18 protein-coding genes are annotated in these 17,684 nt (G+C 43.9%); 11 read left to right on the plus strand and 7 right to left on the minus strand.

Features of this window, described 5'->3' with window-relative positions; translation table 11 throughout:
• Positions 1 to 161 precede the first annotated feature (161 nt).
• On the plus strand, positions 162 to 635 hold the full coding sequence (locus tag C4S61_RS16880) for a hypothetical protein (protein ID WP_103925979.1): 474 nt from the start codon (positions 162 to 164) through the stop codon (positions 633 to 635).
• Between the two features lie 9 nt (positions 636 to 644).
• Here C4S61_RS16880 and C4S61_RS16885 read toward each other — a convergent pair whose 3' ends face one another.
• The 3 genes from C4S61_RS16885 to fbp all read right to left on the minus strand — a co-directional run bounded on the left by C4S61_RS16885 (position 645) and on the right by fbp (position 4,260).
• Positions 645 to 1,817: a PQQ-dependent sugar dehydrogenase gene (locus C4S61_RS16885; protein WP_103925980.1), complete on the minus strand. Its 1,173-nt coding sequence runs from the start codon at positions 1,815 to 1,817 to the stop codon at positions 645 to 647.
• Between the two features lie 173 nt (positions 1,818 to 1,990).
• Positions 1,991 to 3,151, minus strand: a complete 1,161-nt coding sequence (locus tag C4S61_RS16890; protein WP_103925981.1) for a PQQ-dependent sugar dehydrogenase — start codon at positions 3,149 to 3,151, stop codon at positions 1,991 to 1,993.
• 62 nt (positions 3,152 to 3,213) lie between these two features.
• Positions 3,214 to 4,260 carry a class 1 fructose-bisphosphatase gene (gene fbp / locus C4S61_RS16895; protein WP_103925982.1) on the minus strand — a complete coding sequence of 349 codons (1,047 nt, stop codon included), beginning with the start codon at positions 4,258 to 4,260 and terminating at the stop codon, positions 3,214 to 3,216.
• A 56-nt stretch (positions 4,261 to 4,316) separates the two neighbouring features.
• Between fbp and C4S61_RS16900 the strand changes: the two genes are divergently transcribed.
• Positions 4,317 to 5,585, plus strand: coding sequence for an aspartate kinase (locus C4S61_RS16900; RefSeq protein WP_103925983.1), 1,269 nt, complete (start codon positions 4,317 to 4,319; stop codon positions 5,583 to 5,585).
• Between the two features lie 87 nt (positions 5,586 to 5,672).
• Positions 5,673 to 6,776 carry a Gfo/Idh/MocA family protein gene (locus tag C4S61_RS16905; RefSeq protein WP_103925984.1) on the plus strand — a complete coding sequence of 368 codons (1,104 nt, stop codon included), beginning with the start codon at positions 5,673 to 5,675 and terminating at the stop codon, positions 6,774 to 6,776.
• On the opposite strand, the gene C4S61_RS16910 is transcribed toward C4S61_RS16905, so the two are convergent.
• Genes C4S61_RS16910 through C4S61_RS16920 form a run of 3 tightly spaced genes read right to left on the minus strand, consistent with a single transcriptional unit; the run spans position 6,773 to position 8,629 of the window.
• Complete coding sequence (locus tag C4S61_RS16910) at positions 6,773 to 7,279, minus strand: GNAT family N-acetyltransferase (protein ID WP_103925985.1); 507 nt, start codon at positions 7,277 to 7,279, stop codon at positions 6,773 to 6,775. The two genes, C4S61_RS16905 and C4S61_RS16910, sit on opposite strands and share 4 nt — an antisense overlap.
• The gene (locus C4S61_RS16915; RefSeq protein ID WP_103925986.1) at positions 7,279 to 8,151 is read right to left on the minus strand and encodes a fructosamine kinase family protein; all 873 of its coding nucleotides are present in this window, start codon (positions 8,149 to 8,151) and stop codon (positions 7,279 to 7,281) included. Before C4S61_RS16915 ends, C4S61_RS16910 begins: the two co-directional genes overlap by 1 nt.
• A complete protein-coding gene (locus tag C4S61_RS16920) occupies positions 8,144 to 8,629 on the minus strand; it encodes a low molecular weight protein-tyrosine-phosphatase (RefSeq protein ID WP_103925987.1) in 486 nt (161 codons plus the stop codon). The genes C4S61_RS16915 and C4S61_RS16920 overlap by 8 nt, the downstream gene beginning before the upstream one ends.
• Positions 8,630 to 8,900: 271 nt before the next feature.
• Between C4S61_RS16920 and C4S61_RS16925 the strand changes: the two genes are divergently transcribed.
• The 4 genes from C4S61_RS16925 to panB are packed head-to-tail and all read left to right on the plus strand — an operon-like array spanning position 8,901 to position 12,353.
• Positions 8,901 to 10,061, plus strand: coding sequence for a 3-deoxy-D-manno-octulosonic acid transferase (locus tag C4S61_RS16925; protein WP_235010067.1), 1,161 nt, complete (start codon positions 8,901 to 8,903; stop codon positions 10,059 to 10,061).
• Entirely contained in the window at positions 10,058 to 10,981 is a 924-nt protein-coding gene (gene rsgA / locus C4S61_RS16930; protein WP_103925989.1) for a ribosome small subunit-dependent GTPase A, read from the plus strand. The genes C4S61_RS16925 and rsgA overlap by 4 nt, the downstream gene beginning before the upstream one ends.
• Before the next feature lie 54 nt (positions 10,982 to 11,035).
• Positions 11,036 to 11,527: a phosphoribosyltransferase family protein gene (locus C4S61_RS16935; protein WP_103926019.1), complete on the plus strand. Its 492-nt coding sequence runs from the start codon at positions 11,036 to 11,038 to the stop codon at positions 11,525 to 11,527.
• 4 nt (positions 11,528 to 11,531) lie between these two features.
• Positions 11,532 to 12,353 (plus strand): 3-methyl-2-oxobutanoate hydroxymethyltransferase, encoded by an 822-nt coding sequence (panB, locus tag C4S61_RS16940; protein WP_103925990.1) that lies wholly within the window; start codon positions 11,532 to 11,534, stop codon positions 12,351 to 12,353.
• Between the two features lie 287 nt (positions 12,354 to 12,640).
• Here the strand turns inward: panB and C4S61_RS16945 are convergent, their stop codons facing one another.
• Positions 12,641 to 13,978 carry a saccharopine dehydrogenase C-terminal domain-containing protein gene (locus C4S61_RS16945; protein ID WP_103925991.1) on the minus strand — a complete coding sequence of 446 codons (1,338 nt, stop codon included), beginning with the start codon at positions 13,976 to 13,978 and terminating at the stop codon, positions 12,641 to 12,643.
• 118 nt (positions 13,979 to 14,096) lie between these two features.
• Between C4S61_RS16945 and C4S61_RS16950 the strand changes: the two genes are divergently transcribed.
• From C4S61_RS16950 to C4S61_RS16965, 4 genes are all read left to right on the plus strand, one after another.
• Positions 14,097 to 14,576: a cytidine deaminase gene (locus C4S61_RS16950; protein WP_103925992.1), complete on the plus strand. Its 480-nt coding sequence runs from the start codon at positions 14,097 to 14,099 to the stop codon at positions 14,574 to 14,576.
• A 3-nt stretch (positions 14,577 to 14,579) separates the two neighbouring features.
• Positions 14,580 to 15,227 carry an alpha/beta hydrolase gene (locus C4S61_RS16955; RefSeq protein ID WP_103925993.1) on the plus strand — a complete coding sequence of 216 codons (648 nt, stop codon included), beginning with the start codon at positions 14,580 to 14,582 and terminating at the stop codon, positions 15,225 to 15,227.
• 90 nt (positions 15,228 to 15,317) lie between these two features.
• A complete protein-coding gene (locus tag C4S61_RS16960) occupies positions 15,318 to 15,755 on the plus strand; it encodes a UPF0158 family protein (protein ID WP_103925994.1) in 438 nt (145 codons plus the stop codon).
• Positions 15,756 to 15,954: 199 nt separating this feature from the next.
• Positions 15,955 to 17,529, plus strand: a complete 1,575-nt coding sequence (locus tag C4S61_RS16965; protein ID WP_103925995.1) for a M1 family metallopeptidase — start codon at positions 15,955 to 15,957, stop codon at positions 17,527 to 17,529.
• Positions 17,530 to 17,684: the final 155 nt, after the last annotated feature.

Here is a 17,684-nt window from a genome sequence, read left to right on the forward strand (position 1 = left end):
GAGGAGAGTAACCAAATTCGAGAAAGGGAATTTTTGGCATTAACACCAGCAGAGCGGTTTTTTGCCTTCTTGGAACTTAGCAGAAGGATAAATCGACTGTTTCCTTCCAAAGTTACTTTTGAGGAGCGCACCAAAGGAAATTTCATTCTGAAGAGGAAATAATGACTCAGATTTGGAAAGAAGCTATCAGCCATTTTATTGAACTAGCAACTAAGCATGGAGTGAAAATGCTCCTTATTGGAGGGGGTGCTGTTAATTTTCACGGGTATCAACGGCATTCAGCAGATGTGGATTTTTGGATAAAAATTGATGATGAGAATTTCAGGAATTTGGTATTGGTTTTTCAGGAAATGGGATTTGAAATAGATTCATTTCCCAATGAGGTTAAAGAGAGATTAAAAAATGTTTCCGTCAAATTCACACCTGAAGATCTCGATCTTGAATTGATAACCAGATTTGAAATTGGAAAGACTTTCGAAGAAGCCTATGAATCTTCTGAAAGCGTTGAAGTAGTCGGCTTTCCGCTTAGGAAGTGGCGGGTTTTAAGCTTCAATGACTTAATAGAAAGTAAACGAAGGGCTGCCAGACCAAAAGATTTGCTAGACATCGAAGAACTAAAAAAGAAGTCTAATTGACTTGTTCATTTACATTCCTGTAGCAGGAAGCAACTTAATCAGGAGCCCTGTCCCCTCTGTGATCGCATAGATGTAGCCATCCGGACTTTGGGATACTTGTCGTACCCTACCAATACCTTGCAATAGTTTTTCTTCACCTGTTGCGCGAGTCCCATCCATCTCCACACGAGCGATGTGAGTACCTGCTAGTGCAGCTACCAGTATGTTTCCTTTCCAAGCTGGATAGTTATCCGAAGTCACCAAAGTCATCCCACAGGTAGCAATAGATGGCACCCAATATTTTACCGGCTGTTCCATTCCTTCCTTTTCAGTAAGATCAGTAATTGGAGTTCCGTTGTAGTTGATTCCATAGGTTATAACAGGCCAACCGTAATTCTTTCCTTTTTCAATCAGATTAAGTTCATCCCCACCTCTGGGTCCGTGTTCGACTGACCAGAGACGATTATTGACTTGGTCGAAAATCATTCCCTGAGGATTGCGGTTTCCAAATGTCCAGATGGATGGGATGGCATTTTCAGTATTCACGAATGGATTGTCTGTAGGAATTCTGCCGTCGTCATGAATCCGGTGCACCTTGCCGTGTGAATTGCTTAGGTTTTGAGCATTGTTCTGACTGCCGCGCTCACCGTTGGTGAAGAATAGAAAGTTTTGATTGTCAAAAACGATTCGGCTTCCATAATGTGTGCCGCCGTTCCAGGCCGGAGTAGTGACGATGAGGTCTTCAAAAGATGTTGCAGTATTGCCATTAAGTTTGAACCGGGCTATGGTAGTGGCACCGCCTCCGGGAACTGGCTTGGCGTAAGCGATATAAATCCAGCCGTTTTGGGCATAATCCGGATGAGCTGTGATATCAAGCAGGCCTGCCTGCCCCTTGGCATAGACAGCAGGGAGCCCTTGGACTCGCTGACCTGTAAACTCATCTTTATCAAAAATCAGTATTTCCCCTTTGCGTTCGGTTATCAGCATTTTTCCATCTCCTAGCCAGGTCATACCCCAGGGGTTTTGTAAATCGGAGTAGAGTGTATCTACTTTAATGGACATTTTTTCAGTTTCTGTGGAAAATTGAAATTCTGTCAAAGGAGCCTCGGGTGTTCCATCTTCTACTTTGGGCGTACAGGATTTAGCAATAGTACTCACTCCTAAAAAAATCAGTATCGCAAGTATTATTTTTATTGGATTCATGCTCAGTCAATTTGATTTCAATTTACCAGAACGTCAGGATTCAAACTCAGGTTTTTAAATATACTTTCCTGTATTTCTTCCTAAGGAAGAATTTACGTTTGATTTCCAATAATGGCTTAAACAAAAAAAGACCTCCAAGTTTCCCCGGAGGTCTCATCATCATGATTTGATCTTTATCCGATCGGAATAAACTTCACCATAAGTCCGGTTAACTCGGTGATGGCATAAATGTATCCATCAGGACTTTCTGCCACTTGACGAACCCTTCCGATTCCCGGCACCAGCTTTTCTTCAGCGATGTGCTTGTTGTCTTTTAAAACTACCCTGGCAATGTGTTGTTTAGCTAGAGCAGCTACTAGGATGTTACCCTTCCAACCTGGATATCGGTCAGAGTTTACGACAGTAATACCGCAGGTAGCAATGGAGGGTACCCAATAATGTACAGGTTGCTCCATACCGGGTTTTTCTGAGGTTTCAGCCAAAATGGTACCGTTGTAGTTAATCCCATAAGTGATCACAGGCCAGCCGTAGTTTTTACCTTTTTCAATGATATTCAACTCGTCACCGCCTTTCGGGCCATGTTCTGCCTCCCAGAGCGTGTTGGTGGCCTTGTCAAAATACAGGCCCTGCGGGTTTCTGTTTCCATAGCTCCAGATAGAAGCTACTGCACCTACTGAATCCACAAAAGGATTGTCACTTGGAATGGTGCCATCGTCATTTATCCGGTGGATTTTTCCATGCGCATTGGTCAGGTCTTGGGCATTCATCGGTATGTTGCCCTTGTCTCCATTTGAGAAATACAGATATCCTTCGTTGTCAAATACGATTCTGCTACCGAAGTGTCGACCGCCTTTCCAAGATGGTCCTGCGGTAATCAGATCTTCTTGCTCCACGGCCTTATTACCATCCAGCTTGAATCGCATAATAGTAGTGGCGGCAGTGCTGTCTTCGAAATTTTTTGCGTAAGCGATGTAAATCCAGCCATTTTCAGCATGTTTTGGATGGGCAGCGACATCCAAGAGCCCAGCTTGATTTACCAAATGAACCTCAGGAAGTCCTTCGATTTTCTCACCGGTAAATTTGTCGTCCTTAAAAATCAAAATTTCTCCTTTTCGCTCAGTGACCAACATTCTGCCATCAGAAAGCCAAGTCATGCCCCAAGGATTCTCAAATTCGCTGTAGAGGGTGTCTACTTTGATCAATAATCGTTCGGTTTGCGTAGCGAAAGCTTCGGCATTGGATGTTTCAGCAGTTTCTTTTGGTCCACAGGAGGTCCAAAGCGAAGCTGAACCCAGCATCATTGCCAGGGCTAAATAAAGTTTGTTTGAATTCATGGTTTCGGAATTTTCAGCTTCTAAGTTAATGCGAAAGATTCGAAATCAGAATAAAATCTTGTTTAGCGGCTAAATGTGTGGATTTCTGACTCAGTCTTTTGCATGAACTGTTCCGCTGCCTCTACCATGACTTTGGAGCCGATCAATAGTGGCGTGCGTTGATGGAGTGCTTTCGGTTGAATATCCAAAATTCTACTTTCCCCATCACTTGCTTTTCCGCCTGCCTGCTCTATGATAAAGGCCAGTGCATTGGCTTCATACAAAAGGCGAAGCTTTCCGTTTGGGTTAGAAAAAGTGGCTGGATAGAGGTAAATTCCTCCCTTTAGGAGATTTCTGTGGAAATCCGCCACCAAGCTACCGATGTACCGGGATTGATATTTTTTTACCTTACAATCTCTCACATAGGCTTTGATCCCTGATTGCCACTCCAGTTCCATTCCTTCATTGATGGAGTAGATTTTTCCTGTTTCAGGGGCTTTGATATCTGGGTGAGAAAGGAAAAACTCCCCCAAACTGGCCTCATAAGTAAAACCACTGACTCCGCAGCCAGTGGTGTAAACCAACATGGTGGAAGAACCATAAAGGACATAGCCTGCAGCGACTTGTTGGCTTCCTGGCTGCATGATGTCCTCACTCGTAATTGGGCTTCCTATCGGGGTTTTTCTTCGGTAAATCGAAAAAATCGTCCCGATGCTGATGTTGACATCGATATTGGAACTGCCATCCAGCGGGTCAATGGCGACGACATATTTGCCTGATTTATTTTGCAGATCTATCACGGCATCCTCTTCCTCGGATACAATGGCACAGACTTCGCCGCCCTTGCTCAGGGCACGCATAAATCGAATATTGGCCACCACGTCGAGCTTCTGCTGCTCTTCGCCTTGTACGTTTGTCTGACCAAAAGCTCCGCCGATATTGGATAATCCGGCTCGGTTGGTTTCTCGATTGACTATCTTCGCTGCCAGTGCGATGTCACGCAGTAGTTGTGACAGTTCGCCTGAAGCGAATGGAAAATCACCTTGCTTAAGTTTGATGTAGCGATCGAGCGTGATGCCGACTGAATAGGCCAAGGAATTCTGATCGGCCTGATAGGGGAAAGTTTTCATTCTAGGAAAAGTGCAATTATTGGGTTTATACTTCCGAAAATTAGGAATAAATTCTTATGGCAAAAACAGTGATTTACAAATTTGGAGGCGCATCGGTCAAAGATGCGGATTCCGTAAGAAACTTAGCTGAAATTCTCCGTAATCGATTGCGAAAAAACCTGATCATAGTGGTTTCTGCAATGGGAAAAACGACCAATAGCCTGGAGTCTATCCTGGCCTTGAAGTTGGAGGGAAAGGATTATTATGAGAATAGTGCAATTTTAAAAGATTATCATCTCCGGCTTTGCCGGGAGTTGTTTCCTCGGGACCATGCAATTTTTCCAAAATTGGAAAACCTGTTCGTGCAGTTGGAAAATGATCTTGAGAAAGTGCTTACTCCTCAAAACTACGACGAGTTTTATGACCGGATTGTCAGTTTCGGAGAGTTGGTGTCGACTCGAATAGTTGCTGAATTTTTGTGTCTTCAGGGCTTGATCGTGTTGTGGCAAGATGCGAGAGAAGTCATCTACACCAATTCCGATTTTCGCTTTGCAAAGATTGACTGGACGAAAACACGGAAATCCTGTCAGGAAAAATGGAAACCTTTGCTCGAAAATTTCCCGATTTTGACCCAAGGATTTATCGGATCCGATCCGAGAGGAAGAACTACTACTCTTGGAAGGGAAGGCTCTGATTTTACGGCCGCCATTCTTGCTACATGTCTGGACGCGGGTTCGGTTACAATTTGGAAAGATGTCCCCGGAGTTTTGAATGCCGATCCCAAGCTTTTCTTAAATACCAAAAAATTTGATGAATTAAGCTATCGGGAAGCGGCTGAGATGACTTATTTCGGTGCATCTGTGATTCATCCCAAAACGATCAAACCTCTGGCGAATGCCAGTATTCCGCTTTTTGTCAAGTCTTTCCTGGATCCTGAAGCTACCGGAACGATAATTCATGAGCTTGCTGTTCCACATCAGGTTCCTACTATTGTTTTAAAAAAAGACCAAGTTTTGGTCAGCTTCAAGGTGACTGATTTTACCTTCATCGAAGAAAAGCATATTCACCGAGTTTATGAGCAGCTTCAGAAGCTAAAACTGCGGGTGAATATGCTGCAACTCTCCGCGATTAGTATTTCCATTGTGATCGATACGCAGTTGTTTAAATTGGATGAATTGATCGCGATGCTGCGCGATGAGTTTGAGATTCGATACAATGAGGGCCTGGAATTACTGACAATTCTTCACCAAAGGGTGGAAGAAATTCCTCCAATGCTTGAAGGGTACGAAGCACTTTTGGAACAAGCTTCCCGAAACACATTTCAGGCAGTGCGAAGGAAAATATAGGGGATTTTTACTCCCTTAATTGAGCAGGCTTAATTCCTTCAGAGATTTTTATAACTTCATGAAGTCAAACCATAAACCTAATAACCCATGGGTACAAGAAGAATTTTCCTTAAAAGAGCCGGATTTTCAACCTTGGCTTTAAGTTTACCTTTTGCCGAAACACTTTCAGCTATGAATTTTGAACGAGATGATAAAATCCTTCGAGTCGCAATTATGGGACTTGGGAGCTATGGAACCCGTGTCGCTGAGGCGATGGTCAACTGTCAGCGCGCAAAATTAGTGGGAGTAATCAGCGGGACTCCTTCCAAAGTGGAAACATGGAAACAGAAATACGGTATCCCTGACAAAAACTGCTACCACTACGACAACTTTGACCAAATCAAGGATAACCCCGATATCGATGCGGTCTACGTCATTACACCAAATTCACTTCACAAACCCTATTCGATCCGGGTTGCGAAAGCAGGGAAGCATGTGATCTGTGAAAAACCCATGGCACTCAATGCCGCTGAAGGTCAGGAAATGGTCGCAGCGTGCAAGGCTGCCGGAGTTCATTTGCTCGTTGGCTACCGGATGCACTTTGAGGCGAAGACTCAGGAAGTAGTCCGGCAGCAGCGCGCCGGAGAATTTGGAGAAACGCTGTTTTTTCAGGGATTGAGTGGATTTAGAATTGGTGATCCTACACAGTGGCGGTTAAATTATGAGCTGGCTGGTGGAGGATCAATGATGGATATAGGAATCTATTCCATCAATGGTGCGCGCTACATGCTCGGTGAGGAACCGACCTGGGTGACTGCACAGGAAGTGAAGACAGACCCAGTCAAGTTCAAAGAAAATGTGGACGAAACGATCACTTTTCAGATGGGATTTCCATCCGGTGCTGTGGCTTCCTGTCTTTCCACTTATTCGCTTAATAACTTGGATAAGTTTTTCCTGAACGGGACCAAAGGCTTTGCCGAAATGCAACCTTCGACCGGATATGGGCCGATCAAAGCCTGGACTAACAAAGGTCCAGTCGAGGCCGAACACATCACCCATCAGACTACACAGATGGATGAAATGGCAGCGATCATTCTAGATGGGAAAAAGCCAATGATTCCAGTAGACGGAGAAGAGGGGTTGAAGGACTTGGTAATCATAGATGCAATCTACAAGGCAGTGAAAACAGGGGAAAAGGTAATGATCTCCTAACGCTTAGGTTCTAAGATCAATTGCATAAACACCAGATTCAGCCATTTGCCAAACTTGAATCCGACCTCAGAAAATCGGGCCACTTCCTTGAATCCGAGCCGTTCATGAAACTGATAGCTTCCGGTATTTTCCGAATCCATCCCGGCAATCATGACATGAAAGCCTTTATCAGTGGCAATATCAATAAGTTGACGCATCATTTCAGTGCCCAGTCCTTTGGATTGGGCTTTTTGGGTCAGATAAATTGAATGTTCGATCGTCTTATCATATCCTGGCTTGGCTCTAAATCTTCCAAAAGTCGCATAGCCGACCACATCGGCATCTAGCTCCGCAACCAAAATCGGATATCCGTCCTTTATTTTTTCTTGGAAAAGTAGGATCACTTCCCCGAGAGTTTTTGGCTCATAGTCGTAATTGTGGCTGGTATTCAGAATGGAATCGTTGATGATATCCAGGATTGCGGGAGCATCACTTTCCCTATATAGACGGATCAAAAAAGACATTACTGAAAGCGTTTGATGATTTTTTCAATTCCCGGCAAATAGGCTGTTCCAAAAAGATTCAAATGAACGAGCAGAGGATACAGATTGTAGATCCCGATTCTACTTTCGAAACCAGGTTCCAAAGGAATGATGGATTCATAAGCGTCGTAAAATCGCGTATCAAATCCTCCAAATAATCGGGAAAAAGCCAAATCCATTTCCCGATGCCCGTAGTAGACAGCAGGGTCGATCAGGCAGGGTTTTCCTTCCTGATTACAAATCACATTTCCTGACCATAGATCGCCGTGAACCAGGGAGGGTTTTTCCTTTGGGAAAATTGAGTCTATTTTGGAGTAGATGGTTTGAAATTTTTTCAAGAAATCCAGGGGGATCAACTTGTCAAAATAAGCCATACCCAGCATGGGTTCGAGACGCTGTTCGATAAAGAAATCAGACCAGCTTTCATATTCATGGTTTTTTTGGTGGAGGGAAGCGATATAGTTGTCGGATTCCAGCCCAAAGGTCTTGCTATGAGTCAGGTGAAGATGCGCCAATCCCAGGCCCAGATCTTCCCAGTAATCCAATTGCTGTCGAGATGAGGGGACAAATTCAGATAAAAGGTAGTTGTAATCGTTTATCCTGCCGAATCCGTACGTCTGTGGAATTTTCAGAAAAGTTGATTTTCTGAGCAAGTGAAGTCCTTCTGCTTCTTTGGAAAGTATATCCCGTTCGTGATCAAAGTTGAGTTTGAGAAAAAATGGGCCTTCAGTGGTCTCTAGTTTTATTCCTTGATTGTGATTGCCGGCAGCGACAAAAACCGCGGTGTTCAACTGGGCCAATGGACCCAAAGTTTCAAAAATGACCTGTTGATAGAGTTCATACTGCTCATGCATAGATTTGATGTACTTCTTTGATCTTCACCAGAAAATTACTGATTGACCTGTCCAAAATCTGATAGATCTCATCAAATCCTTCTTCTCCTCCATAATACGGATCCGGCACGGGAAGGCCCTCATCGCCGGCAACAAAGTCCCGCATGAGGTAAATCTCCTTATTGGGGAAGCTATACCTGACTTTAAGGTTGTTCAGATTTTGCAGGTTATTGTCATCCATCGCAATGATGTAATCAAAGTCCCTGAAGTCAGTTCGATTCACTTGCCTACCCCGATGGGTTATTTTCAGCCCGTATTTTTCTGCGCATTTAATAGAACGCTCATCGGGAAGCTCTCCGATGTGGAAGTCGGAAGTACCTGCACTGTCAGATTTGATCTGGCGGTCAAGCCCCAAGGCCCTAATTTTTTGATTGAAAATGGCCTCAGCCAATGGTGAGCGACAGATATTTCCTAAGCAGACGAATAGAACTTTAATCATGTTGATCAATCAACTTTTATCAAAGATTGGTTTTTCTAAAAAATGACAGTTTTGAAATTACCTATTTTAGAAGTAAATGCACAAGACTACCATCAATTTAATTCTTTTTTTTATTTCGCACTCAAAGCGATTCTTCTTCTTTGGAAAAAATGAGGGTTTGTGTTTGAATGGCTACTTTTGACAGATGAATTTGCTTTACCGCTTAACTTTATTTTTGATAACGGTTTTTTTGAACCTGTTAAGCCCATTTTCGGGCAAATTGAATCATTTTTTGAAAGGCAGAAAATCTCTTTTCAAAAAGCTTGAAAACTTTCGGTCAACGTGCTCCTCTCCAGTGGCTTGGTTTCATGTGGCTTCGCTCGGTGAATATGAGCAAGCGCGGCCTGTCCTAGCAGCGCTTAAAACAAAAAGGCCTGAGATGTCGATTGTAGTTAGTTTTTTTAGCCCATCAGGCTATGATCATGTGGTGAAAAGGCCTCAACCAACTGTTGATTTTATCACCTACTTACCTTTGGATCGAAAAAGTCTGGCAAAGCGATTTGTATCTGAGTTAAAGCCCGACCTTGTCTTTTTTATTAAATATGACCTTTGGTTTCATCACATTCAGGAGTTGAAAAAAAGACAAATACCCATGTTTTTGATCGCTGCAAACTTCAGGGAAGATCAAAGCTTTTTTGGGGTGTTGGGATCGTTTTTCAGGCAGAATCTTTTTGCGATGGATTGGATTTTCACCCAAAATGAAAAAAGCCTGACCTTGCTCCGCGCAATTGGGTATAAAAATGCAAGTCTCGGGGGTGACACGCGGTTTGACCGCGTAGGGGCAACAGCCAAAGACCCAAAAGAACTTCCGCAAATAGCAACATGGGTAGGAGAGAAACCTGTCGTTGTTGTCGGATCGGCCTGGGAAGAAGACATGAATTTGCTGATTCCCCTGATCAATTCCCGCCCCGATTACCGGTGGATCATTGCACCTCATGATTTGAATACCGAGGTGATGGAACGTTGGGCTTCGCAAATTCATCAGGAATCGAAGCGGTTTTCAGTCTGGAACTCATCAGATTCCAATTCGGTACTATTCATTGACAATATTGGTATGCTATCCTCACTTTACCAGTTTGCCAAAGTGGCTTATGTGGGCGGAGCGTTTGGTAAGGGGCTTCACAACATTCTGGAGCCCATGGGATTTGGAGTTCCGGTGATTTTTGGGAAAGTTAAGAATGCTTCCAAATTCCCCGAAGCAGCTCAAAGCGAACGGGAAGGCTGCGGCTTTGCTGTAGCGGATGAAGTATCTTTGGCTGAGAAATTCTCGGAGTTGGAAGATGCTGATATTTATCAAAGAGCTGTTTATTCCACTCAAAATTGGGTAAAATCGAATCTGGGTGCCGCAGATCGGATAATCGAAAAGGTGGTCCAGTTGAGTTCTAAGAAATGATAGGAAGAGTCATCAAGTCGACAGGAAGCTGGTACATCGTTCAGGTAGCTGAGCAGGTAATATCTGCCCGATTGAAAGGGAAATTTAAACAGGATGAGCTCAAGTTGACCAACCCGATTGCCGTGGGGGATTGGGTTAAACTGGAGCGCGAAGCGAATCAGGAGACGGCTGTGATCTCGGAGATTCTGCCAAGGGAAAACTACGTAATCCGCAAATCCACCCGAAAGCAGCACTTCTCCCATATCATCGCCAGCAATCTGGATCAGGCTATTTTGGTGATCACGATGAAAAAGCCCCGCACTTCCTTGGGATTTATTGATCGGTTTTTGGTGAGCGCGGAAAGTTTTCGCATTCCTGCGCTCCTGGTTGTGAACAAAATGGATCAGTTGGAGGGCGAAGATGAAGCAGAGTGGCTGCAGGATATTCATGAGATCTATGAGCCTTTGGGCTATCCGGTGATTGAAGTTTCGGCGCTGAAAGAGACAGGATTGAAAGAGAAATTTTTATCACTGATTCAGGGAAAATCATCTTTGATTTCCGGACATTCAGGAGTAGGGAAGTCGACACTTTTGAATGCATTGGTGCCGGAAGCCAGGCAGGAAACGAAGGAAATTTCAGGTTTCAGTGCCAAGGGAGTCCATACAACCACTTTTGCAGAGCTTTTCACTCTACCGGAAGGTGGAGATTTGATTGACACTCCCGGAATCAAAGAGTTTGGAATTTTGGATGTGGAGGACAATGAACTCTCGCATTATTTTCCGGAGATGAGAAAGTACCTGGGGCAGTGCAAATACAATAATTGTACACACATCAACGAGCCGGGATGTGTGGTGCTCAAGAAGCTGGAGCAAGGATTCATTCACCCCTATCGCTATCAGAGCTATGTGAATATTCTTCATGAAGAGGACAGTCATCGCTGATTGGCTTTGAATCCAATCCAAATTGGCCTAATTTTCATTTTTCAAAATCATCCTATGAGCGAAGTACTCAACCATAAGCAGGTCGGGCAAAAAATCACCCGAATGGCTTTCGAAATCTATGAACGAAATATTAATTCAGCCGGGGTCGTATTTGCCGGAATTACCGGGATGGGTATGAACCTGGCACTGCTCCTGGCAGAGGAGCTCAAGCGGATCTCTCCCCTGAAAGTAGAAGTACTGGAAGTGATTTTGGATAAAACAGCCGTTTCTAAATCGGAAGTACATCTTTCTAAGAAACTCGTTTTGGTTAACAAAACCATCATTTTGGTAGACGATGTCCTCAACACCGGCAAAACCTTAGTCTATGCCATGAAGCCATTTTTGGATCAGGAAATTCTAAAAATGGAAATTGCGGTCTTGGTCAACAGAAGCCATGGACTTTTTCCGGTTCGCCCTGACTACACGGGCTATGAGCTTTCCACTACTCTCAATGAACACATCAGGGTAGATGTGTCAGGCAATCACTATTCAGTACAACTTCACTAACGCCATGTCAGTACATTCCTCAGCGAATATCAAACGAATCACCACGCACACGCTTCAGGAAATGAAGCTGCGAGGAGAAAAAATTTCCATGCTTACTGCGTACGATTTCTCCATGGCAAAGATTGTGGATGAGGCAGGGATAGATATTATTCTTGTGGGAGATTCAGCTTCCAATGTCATGGCGGGCCACGAAACCACCCTGCCAATCACCCTGGACCAAATGATCTATCACGCATCAGCCGTTGTAAGAGCCGTAAAACGGGCATTTGTGGTGGTAGACATTCCTTTCGGAAACTATCAGGGCAACAGCTCTGAGGCTTTGCGATCAGCCATCCGGATCATGAAAGAATCAGGAGCACATTCGGTCAAAATGGAAGGTGGATCCGAAATTAGAGAATCCGTCGTTCGAATTTTGAGTGCAGGTGTACCGGTGATGGGGCATTTAGGCCTGACACCTCAGTCGATTTACAAGTTTGGTACCTACACCGTGAGAGCCAAAGAGGAAGCTGAGGCCCAAAAACTATTGGAAGATGCCAAGGTATTGGAAGAATGCGGCTGTTTTGCTTTGGTTTTGGAAAAAATCCCTGCGGCTCTTGCCAAAAAAGTAGCCGAAACGGTCAGTATTCCAGTCATAGGAATCGGTGCTGGCGGAAAGGTAGATGGTCAGGTCCTCGTGATGCATGACATGCTTGGGATCACCCAGGAATTTAAACCTCGATTTTTGAGGCAATATGCAGATCTGGAAGCGGTGATGTTGGATGCGTTTAAGCGATATATCACGGATGTGAAAGCAAAAGATTTTCCAAACGAATCAGAGAGCTATTAAATAAGATATGGGTATCCGCACTGAGGCACGTGGACTAGATTTGGGGAATTTTGTACATGGATACACGCCCACAGACGACGGTAAACAGCACCTTCAATTGGAACTCAATTCTACCATTATTTGGGTACGTGCAGCTAACCGAATACACCTAGTATAAGCTTATAAATCCAGCATTCAAGCACCTGCTCGGAGGCGATTTTTTTTGAATTAAATACGATAATTTGCTTATTTAAAGCCAATTAGGCAGGAAATCCGTATTCACAGGTTACTAAATGCAATGCTCTTTTTTAGGGATTGACTGGCTCGACTTTTTCTTCAAATCGGATTCCCTGCTCTTCCAGGGCGGCTAAAATCGGCCGATAAATTTCAGTCAAAACCGGCACATGAAGTCCCCGAAGACCAATTTTTCCGTCCAAAAACAAATCAACTGCAATTGCCAATGGTAAGCCTACTGTTTTTGCCATTGCGGTGTAGACAGAATCCTGACCAAAACTGACGAGACTGGAGGTTACTTTTTTCAATCCGGTTTTCGTTTGAATTTCAAACAGGTGTTGCATCACGATCATGTCCCGATCCTCGGGATTAAGCTGCCAGTCTTTTTCCAAAATCGCCTGCAGAAGCTGCGCTGGAGAGCCTTTTGTTTCAGGTAAAGGCCGATTTTCAAAAAAGCCCAGCCACTGGATTTTTTCAAAATCGGGAAAGTCCAGGTCAGGAATAGCCTCAGCCAGCTTTTCCTCCACATTCAATTCAGCATGATACGGGAGAAAGGCATTCAAAAACTGTCTCAAAGTAGAATTAACAGGCATTTCCATTTGAAAAGAATCATCGGTCATTCCCAGTTGAACGAAAATATCCCAGGCTTTACAGAATCCTGCCCTTCGTAAGGTTCCGCGTAGCATCGTTGGGATATTCTCCAATTCATAGACTTGCCTGTAGCTCAGCGAGTCACGGTTTGGGTAGCCATCAAAATCTCCCAATCCAGGAAAATTGATCGTCTCCAGTCGTTTGAAAAGCCGGTGATAGGGGACAAATTTCAGCTCGCCTTTTTCGATGTATCGAGAAGCACCCTGGCCTGCCAGTACCACATTGCGGGGATTCCAGGTGAACTTGTATTTCCAGGGATTATCCTCGCTTTCCGGCGCCAAAAGCCCCCCGCAATAGGATTTGAAGGATAAAATCTTCTCGCCTTTTGCGCTAGCCTCATGAATTATTTTCATCGCAGACATGTGATCGATTCCTGGATCCAAGCCGCATTCATTCAGGAAGAGCAGGCCTTTTGCCTCGATATCTGGTTTTATGGTTCGCAATTCTTCCGATTCGTAGGAAGCAGTGAAAAAATGTTTTCCCAGATCCAGGCAATCCTTGGCAACCACGGGATGCAGAAAAGCCGGGAGCATGGAGATCACCACATCCGCAGCGGAAATCAGGGATTTTCTCTTTTCAGAATCGGAAGAGTCCAATTCCTCAGCGCGGGTACCTGTCCGGTTTTTTAATTTTGACAGGGCTGTTTCCAAGTCAATATCGGCAAGAATGAGCCTCCGCTCTTTTTTTGTACAGCTATCTGACAAAAAATCAATCAGATAGGTGGAGGATTTGCCTGCTCCAAGGATCAATATCGTTTGCATAGGCACTGTTTTGCAGGCTAAATTGAGAATATTTTTGAGGAGGAAAAGGGCAAATAGCGGGAATTAAGGAACTATTCCTTACTTTGATCGTAAGGATTCTCCTAAACTGATTTTAGTAGTGAAAAAAATAAATCTGAATTCCGAAATAGAGGAACTAAATCCCGAAGAACTTGACCACATCGAGCAGGCCTTGCTTTCCCGGGCTCAGACAATTTCAAAATTGGCGTATGCGCCATATTCCAATTTTAATGTGGGTGCGGCAGTTTTGTTGGAAAATGGAGAGGTACTCCAATCTTCCAATCAGGAAAATGTCAGTTATCCGGTTGGTACCTGTGCCGAGCGGATCCTTTTGGGTTATGCAGGGGCCAACTACCCTAATTCTACTCCTGTAATGCTTGCTATTGTGGCCCAAAGAGCAGGCGAAGAAACCTGGGCGAGTGTCTCGCCATGTGGAATGTGCAGACAGGCGATCAATGAAACTGAAAATCGATACCAAAGGCCCATTACGATTTTGATCCTATGTGCCAATGGAAATGTGCTGAGAGTGAAAGGAATATCGGCCCTTTTGCCGCTAAAGTTTGACGACCTCAATAGCTGAAAAGTGAAGCAATCCATCCGTTTTGAATACGAATCCCATTATTTTCTTTCACAGGAACCCACTTTCAGGGAAAACGAAATTTGGCTTGTCGTACATGGCTATGGTCAACTCGCGGAATTTTTCATTCGGAAATTCAAGTCATTTTTTTCTGAAGATCGACTCTTCATCGCTCCTGAAGGCACGAATTACAATTACCTGGAAGGATTTCAGGGACGTGTGGGAGCAAACTGGATGACTAAGCATGAACGGGAGACGGCTATTGAAAACAATCACCGATTACTGGATACCTTGATCGATAGTTATCTTGACCATTACGAAAAAAAACCTAAAATCAATGTTTTGGGATTTTCTCAGGGAGCCGCAACAGCAACGCGCTGGGCGAGTGTCTGGAAAGGTAAAATTGACACCTTGGTTCTTTGGTCAGGGGGATTTGCGCATGATTTGAACCTAGATGTGGCCAATGACGCGTTTGCTGAAACAGACTTAATTTTGGTTTTGGGGGAAAAAGATGAGTTGATCACTCCGGAGAGTATCCAAATGCAGGATGAACTGATAGCAGGACTTGGCAAGGAGGTGATGCGCTTATTTTTCGAAGGAGGACATCAACTGGATACCGATGTTTTGAAAAAAATCATAAATCGTAAGAAATAAGCCTATATTTTGGCTTTTAGATTGCTAACATTCAAACAATTTGTTGAAATTCAACTTTGATTATTTTTGTAAAAATCTTGAACACCATCCATGCTTTCGCTTAATGAAAAAGAGGTAGATCATATTGCTACCCAATTAATTAAAGGAATGATCTGCTTCTACCAAATCGACAAGAAGAAGATCCACCAAATGCCTGACGACGAAGATTACTTCAACTACGACCTGACTGAGGCGGAAGAGGATATTCTCGACGAAATCGATGAGAATCCCGACAACTTCGCCGAGTTTACCAAAATGGAGCCCGCACAAGAATATCAGATGATGCAGGATTTCGTTGACCGTAAAGTAAAAGAAAGAAATCTGGCAGAAGACCTGGTCAATGCGCTGAGTAAACCCAAAGCTTCGACTGGCTTTAAATTCCTGATTGACGGATCCAAGTACAAAGCAGAATGGGCACAATACCGCAAAGGAAAATATGAAGACTGGGTCAAAGAGCAGATAGATTCCTTCAATTATTCAGAAGAATAAAATTCGAGCCGCTGACCAAAGCGGCTTTTCTTTTTTTACAATCAGGGTTACACTAAGTATCAGGAATACCCTTTTTCAGGAGATCTTGGGCAGGTCGCCTTCCTGCACGGAAAAATTTCAGAAAAACACTCCGAAGACTTTGGAGTCCCATTGTAAGAAATCCTTTTCCGCTTATCTTAAGGCAAAAGCTTTTAATCCCATGAGAAAATTTACCCTAACCTCACTTTTTCTTCTGATTTCGCAGTTGATTCTTGCTCAAAACTGGGATTGGGGAGGTCCACTTGACCCCCTTCAGCAGAAGTTTACTATCCGGCACTATCGACTGGAATTGGAGATTTTGCCCGAAAGTCAATCCATCCAAGGATCAAATACGATCACTTTTTCTGCTGAGGAGAAACTTGATACCCTCCGACTTAATCTCATCGATGAATATCTGGTGGAAAAGGTAGTGATGGATGGGAGAGAGGTTGGCTTTTATCACCGAAATGACATTTTGGATATCATTCCAGTCGATTGTACCTGCGATCAGGTGCAGGTGTTTTATGGAGGTAAAACGCCCCTAGCGCAAAATCCACCCTGGATGGGCGGGTTTACCTGGGAAAAGGATCAATTTGAGAATCACTGGATGGGATTATCCTCCCAAGGAGAAGGATCGCAGGTATTCATGCCTGCCCTGGATCATCCATCCAGCGAGCCCAGCGAAGGGGCTGAGATCATCATCACCGTACCCAGACCGTACTTCGTGGCTTCCAATGGCCGCTTGATGCAGACCACGGAAAAAGATGAGAAAGTCACCTACCATTGGTCCACTTCCTACCCGATCAATGTGTACAATATCAACTTCACCATGGGGATTTTTCAGGAAGAAAAATTGGGTTTCAAATCTTCTTCAGGAGAAATCATTCCCATGCATGTGTGGGTGCTACAGGAAAATCGGGATCGGGCCAAGGACTTACTTGAGGTGTTGAAAATCAGTACCGAGACTCAAGAAAAGTATTTTGGTGCATTCCCCTTTCCCGCGGATAAAATCGCTGTCGTCGAGACTCCCTACCTCGGTATGGAGCATCAGACGATCAATGCCTATGGTAACAATTTCCAGTTTGTCCCGATGGGAAAAGTCAACTATGATTGGCTGCTTCATCATGAACTGGGACACGAATGGTTTGGGAATAAGGTATCGGTCGGGGATTGGGCGGATATGTGGATTCACGAGGGGTTGACGGCCTATGGGGATTGGCTGTTTTATTGGGAGCATGGTGGACCTGAGGCTTATTTTACAAAAGTGAAATCAGAAGCCAAAAATATCCCACATGCCAAGCCGGTGGTTAGCCCGCTAAATTCTACCGAAGAACAGGCCTATCATCCTGAGATCTACACCAAGGGAGCGATGGTTATCCATTCTCTGAGGGGAGTATTGGGCGATGAAGTCTTTTTTCCAATGATCAAAGCCTTTGCTTCTGATGAGCGATTCACCTACCAAAACCGGGTCAATACCAAAGATTTTACTGATTTTGTCCAAACCTATTCCAATCAGGATCTTGAAGGTTTTTTTGAACTTTACCTCTTTTCTACAGATCTACCAAAGCTGAAAGTAAGCAAAAGAGGGAAAAACGGCTTCTCAATTTCGCTTCAGGATATTGATTTTGAAATGCCGGTAGAAGTACAAACCTCCGAGGGAATTCAACGCCTTAATCTCGGTCCTAAGGCGACTGAGGTGAAAAGCACCAGCATTCCGATAGTTGACCCTAAAGGCTGGATTATGCTGCAGAAGTGATGGATCTCAATTCCAAACAGGAGATTTCCCCGTTTTTTTTGTCAGGAAAAATCTTCAAGAGAAATGAACATTATTTGCAGTTAATTTCTTTCGATTATAGGTTTTATTCAATTTCAGAAGAAACCAGCTGTAATTATTTTGCTTAAAAGATTCAA

The sequence above is a fragment of the Algoriphagus boritolerans DSM 17298 = JCM 18970 genome (genome assembly GCF_900108085.1).
Lineage (GTDB): Bacteria > Bacteroidota > Bacteroidia > Cytophagales > Cyclobacteriaceae > Algoriphagus > Algoriphagus boritolerans.

Bases quoted from the DNA above. Each gene is read 5' to 3' on its own strand.
- C4S61_RS16880 (WP_103925979.1), top strand. From the start codon at position 162: ATGACTCAGATTTGGAAAGAAGCTATCAGCCATTTTATTGAACTAGCA.
- C4S61_RS16885 (WP_103925980.1), bottom strand. From the start codon at position 1,817: ATGAATCCAATAAAAATAATACTTGCGATACTGATTTTTTTAGGAGTG.
- C4S61_RS16890 (WP_103925981.1), bottom strand. From the start codon at position 3,151: ATGAATTCAAACAAACTTTATTTAGCCCTGGCAATGATGCTGGGTTCA.
- fbp (WP_103925982.1), bottom strand. From the start codon at position 4,260: ATGAAAACTTTCCCCTATCAGGCCGATCAGAATTCCTTGGCCTATTCA.
- C4S61_RS16900 (WP_103925983.1), top strand. From the start codon at position 4,317: ATGGCAAAAACAGTGATTTACAAATTTGGAGGCGCATCGGTCAAAGAT.
- C4S61_RS16905 (WP_103925984.1), top strand. From the start codon at position 5,673: ATGGGTACAAGAAGAATTTTCCTTAAAAGAGCCGGATTTTCAACCTTG.
- C4S61_RS16910 (WP_103925985.1), bottom strand. From the start codon at position 7,279: ATGTCTTTTTTGATCCGTCTATATAGGGAAAGTGATGCTCCCGCAATC.
- C4S61_RS16915 (WP_103925986.1), bottom strand. From the start codon at position 8,151: ATGCATGAGCAGTATGAACTCTATCAACAGGTCATTTTTGAAACTTTG.
- C4S61_RS16920 (WP_103925987.1), bottom strand. From the start codon at position 8,629: ATGATTAAAGTTCTATTCGTCTGCTTAGGAAATATCTGTCGCTCACCA.
- rsgA (WP_103925989.1), top strand. From the start codon at position 10,058: ATGATAGGAAGAGTCATCAAGTCGACAGGAAGCTGGTACATCGTTCAG.
- C4S61_RS16935 (WP_103926019.1), top strand. From the start codon at position 11,036: ATGAGCGAAGTACTCAACCATAAGCAGGTCGGGCAAAAAATCACCCGA.
- panB (WP_103925990.1), top strand. From the start codon at position 11,532: ATGTCAGTACATTCCTCAGCGAATATCAAACGAATCACCACGCACACG.
- C4S61_RS16945 (WP_103925991.1), bottom strand. From the start codon at position 13,978: ATGCAAACGATATTGATCCTTGGAGCAGGCAAATCCTCCACCTATCTG.
- C4S61_RS16960 (WP_103925994.1), top strand. From the start codon at position 15,318: ATGCTTTCGCTTAATGAAAAAGAGGTAGATCATATTGCTACCCAATTA.
- C4S61_RS16965 (WP_103925995.1), top strand. From the start codon at position 15,955: ATGAGAAAATTTACCCTAACCTCACTTTTTCTTCTGATTTCGCAGTTG.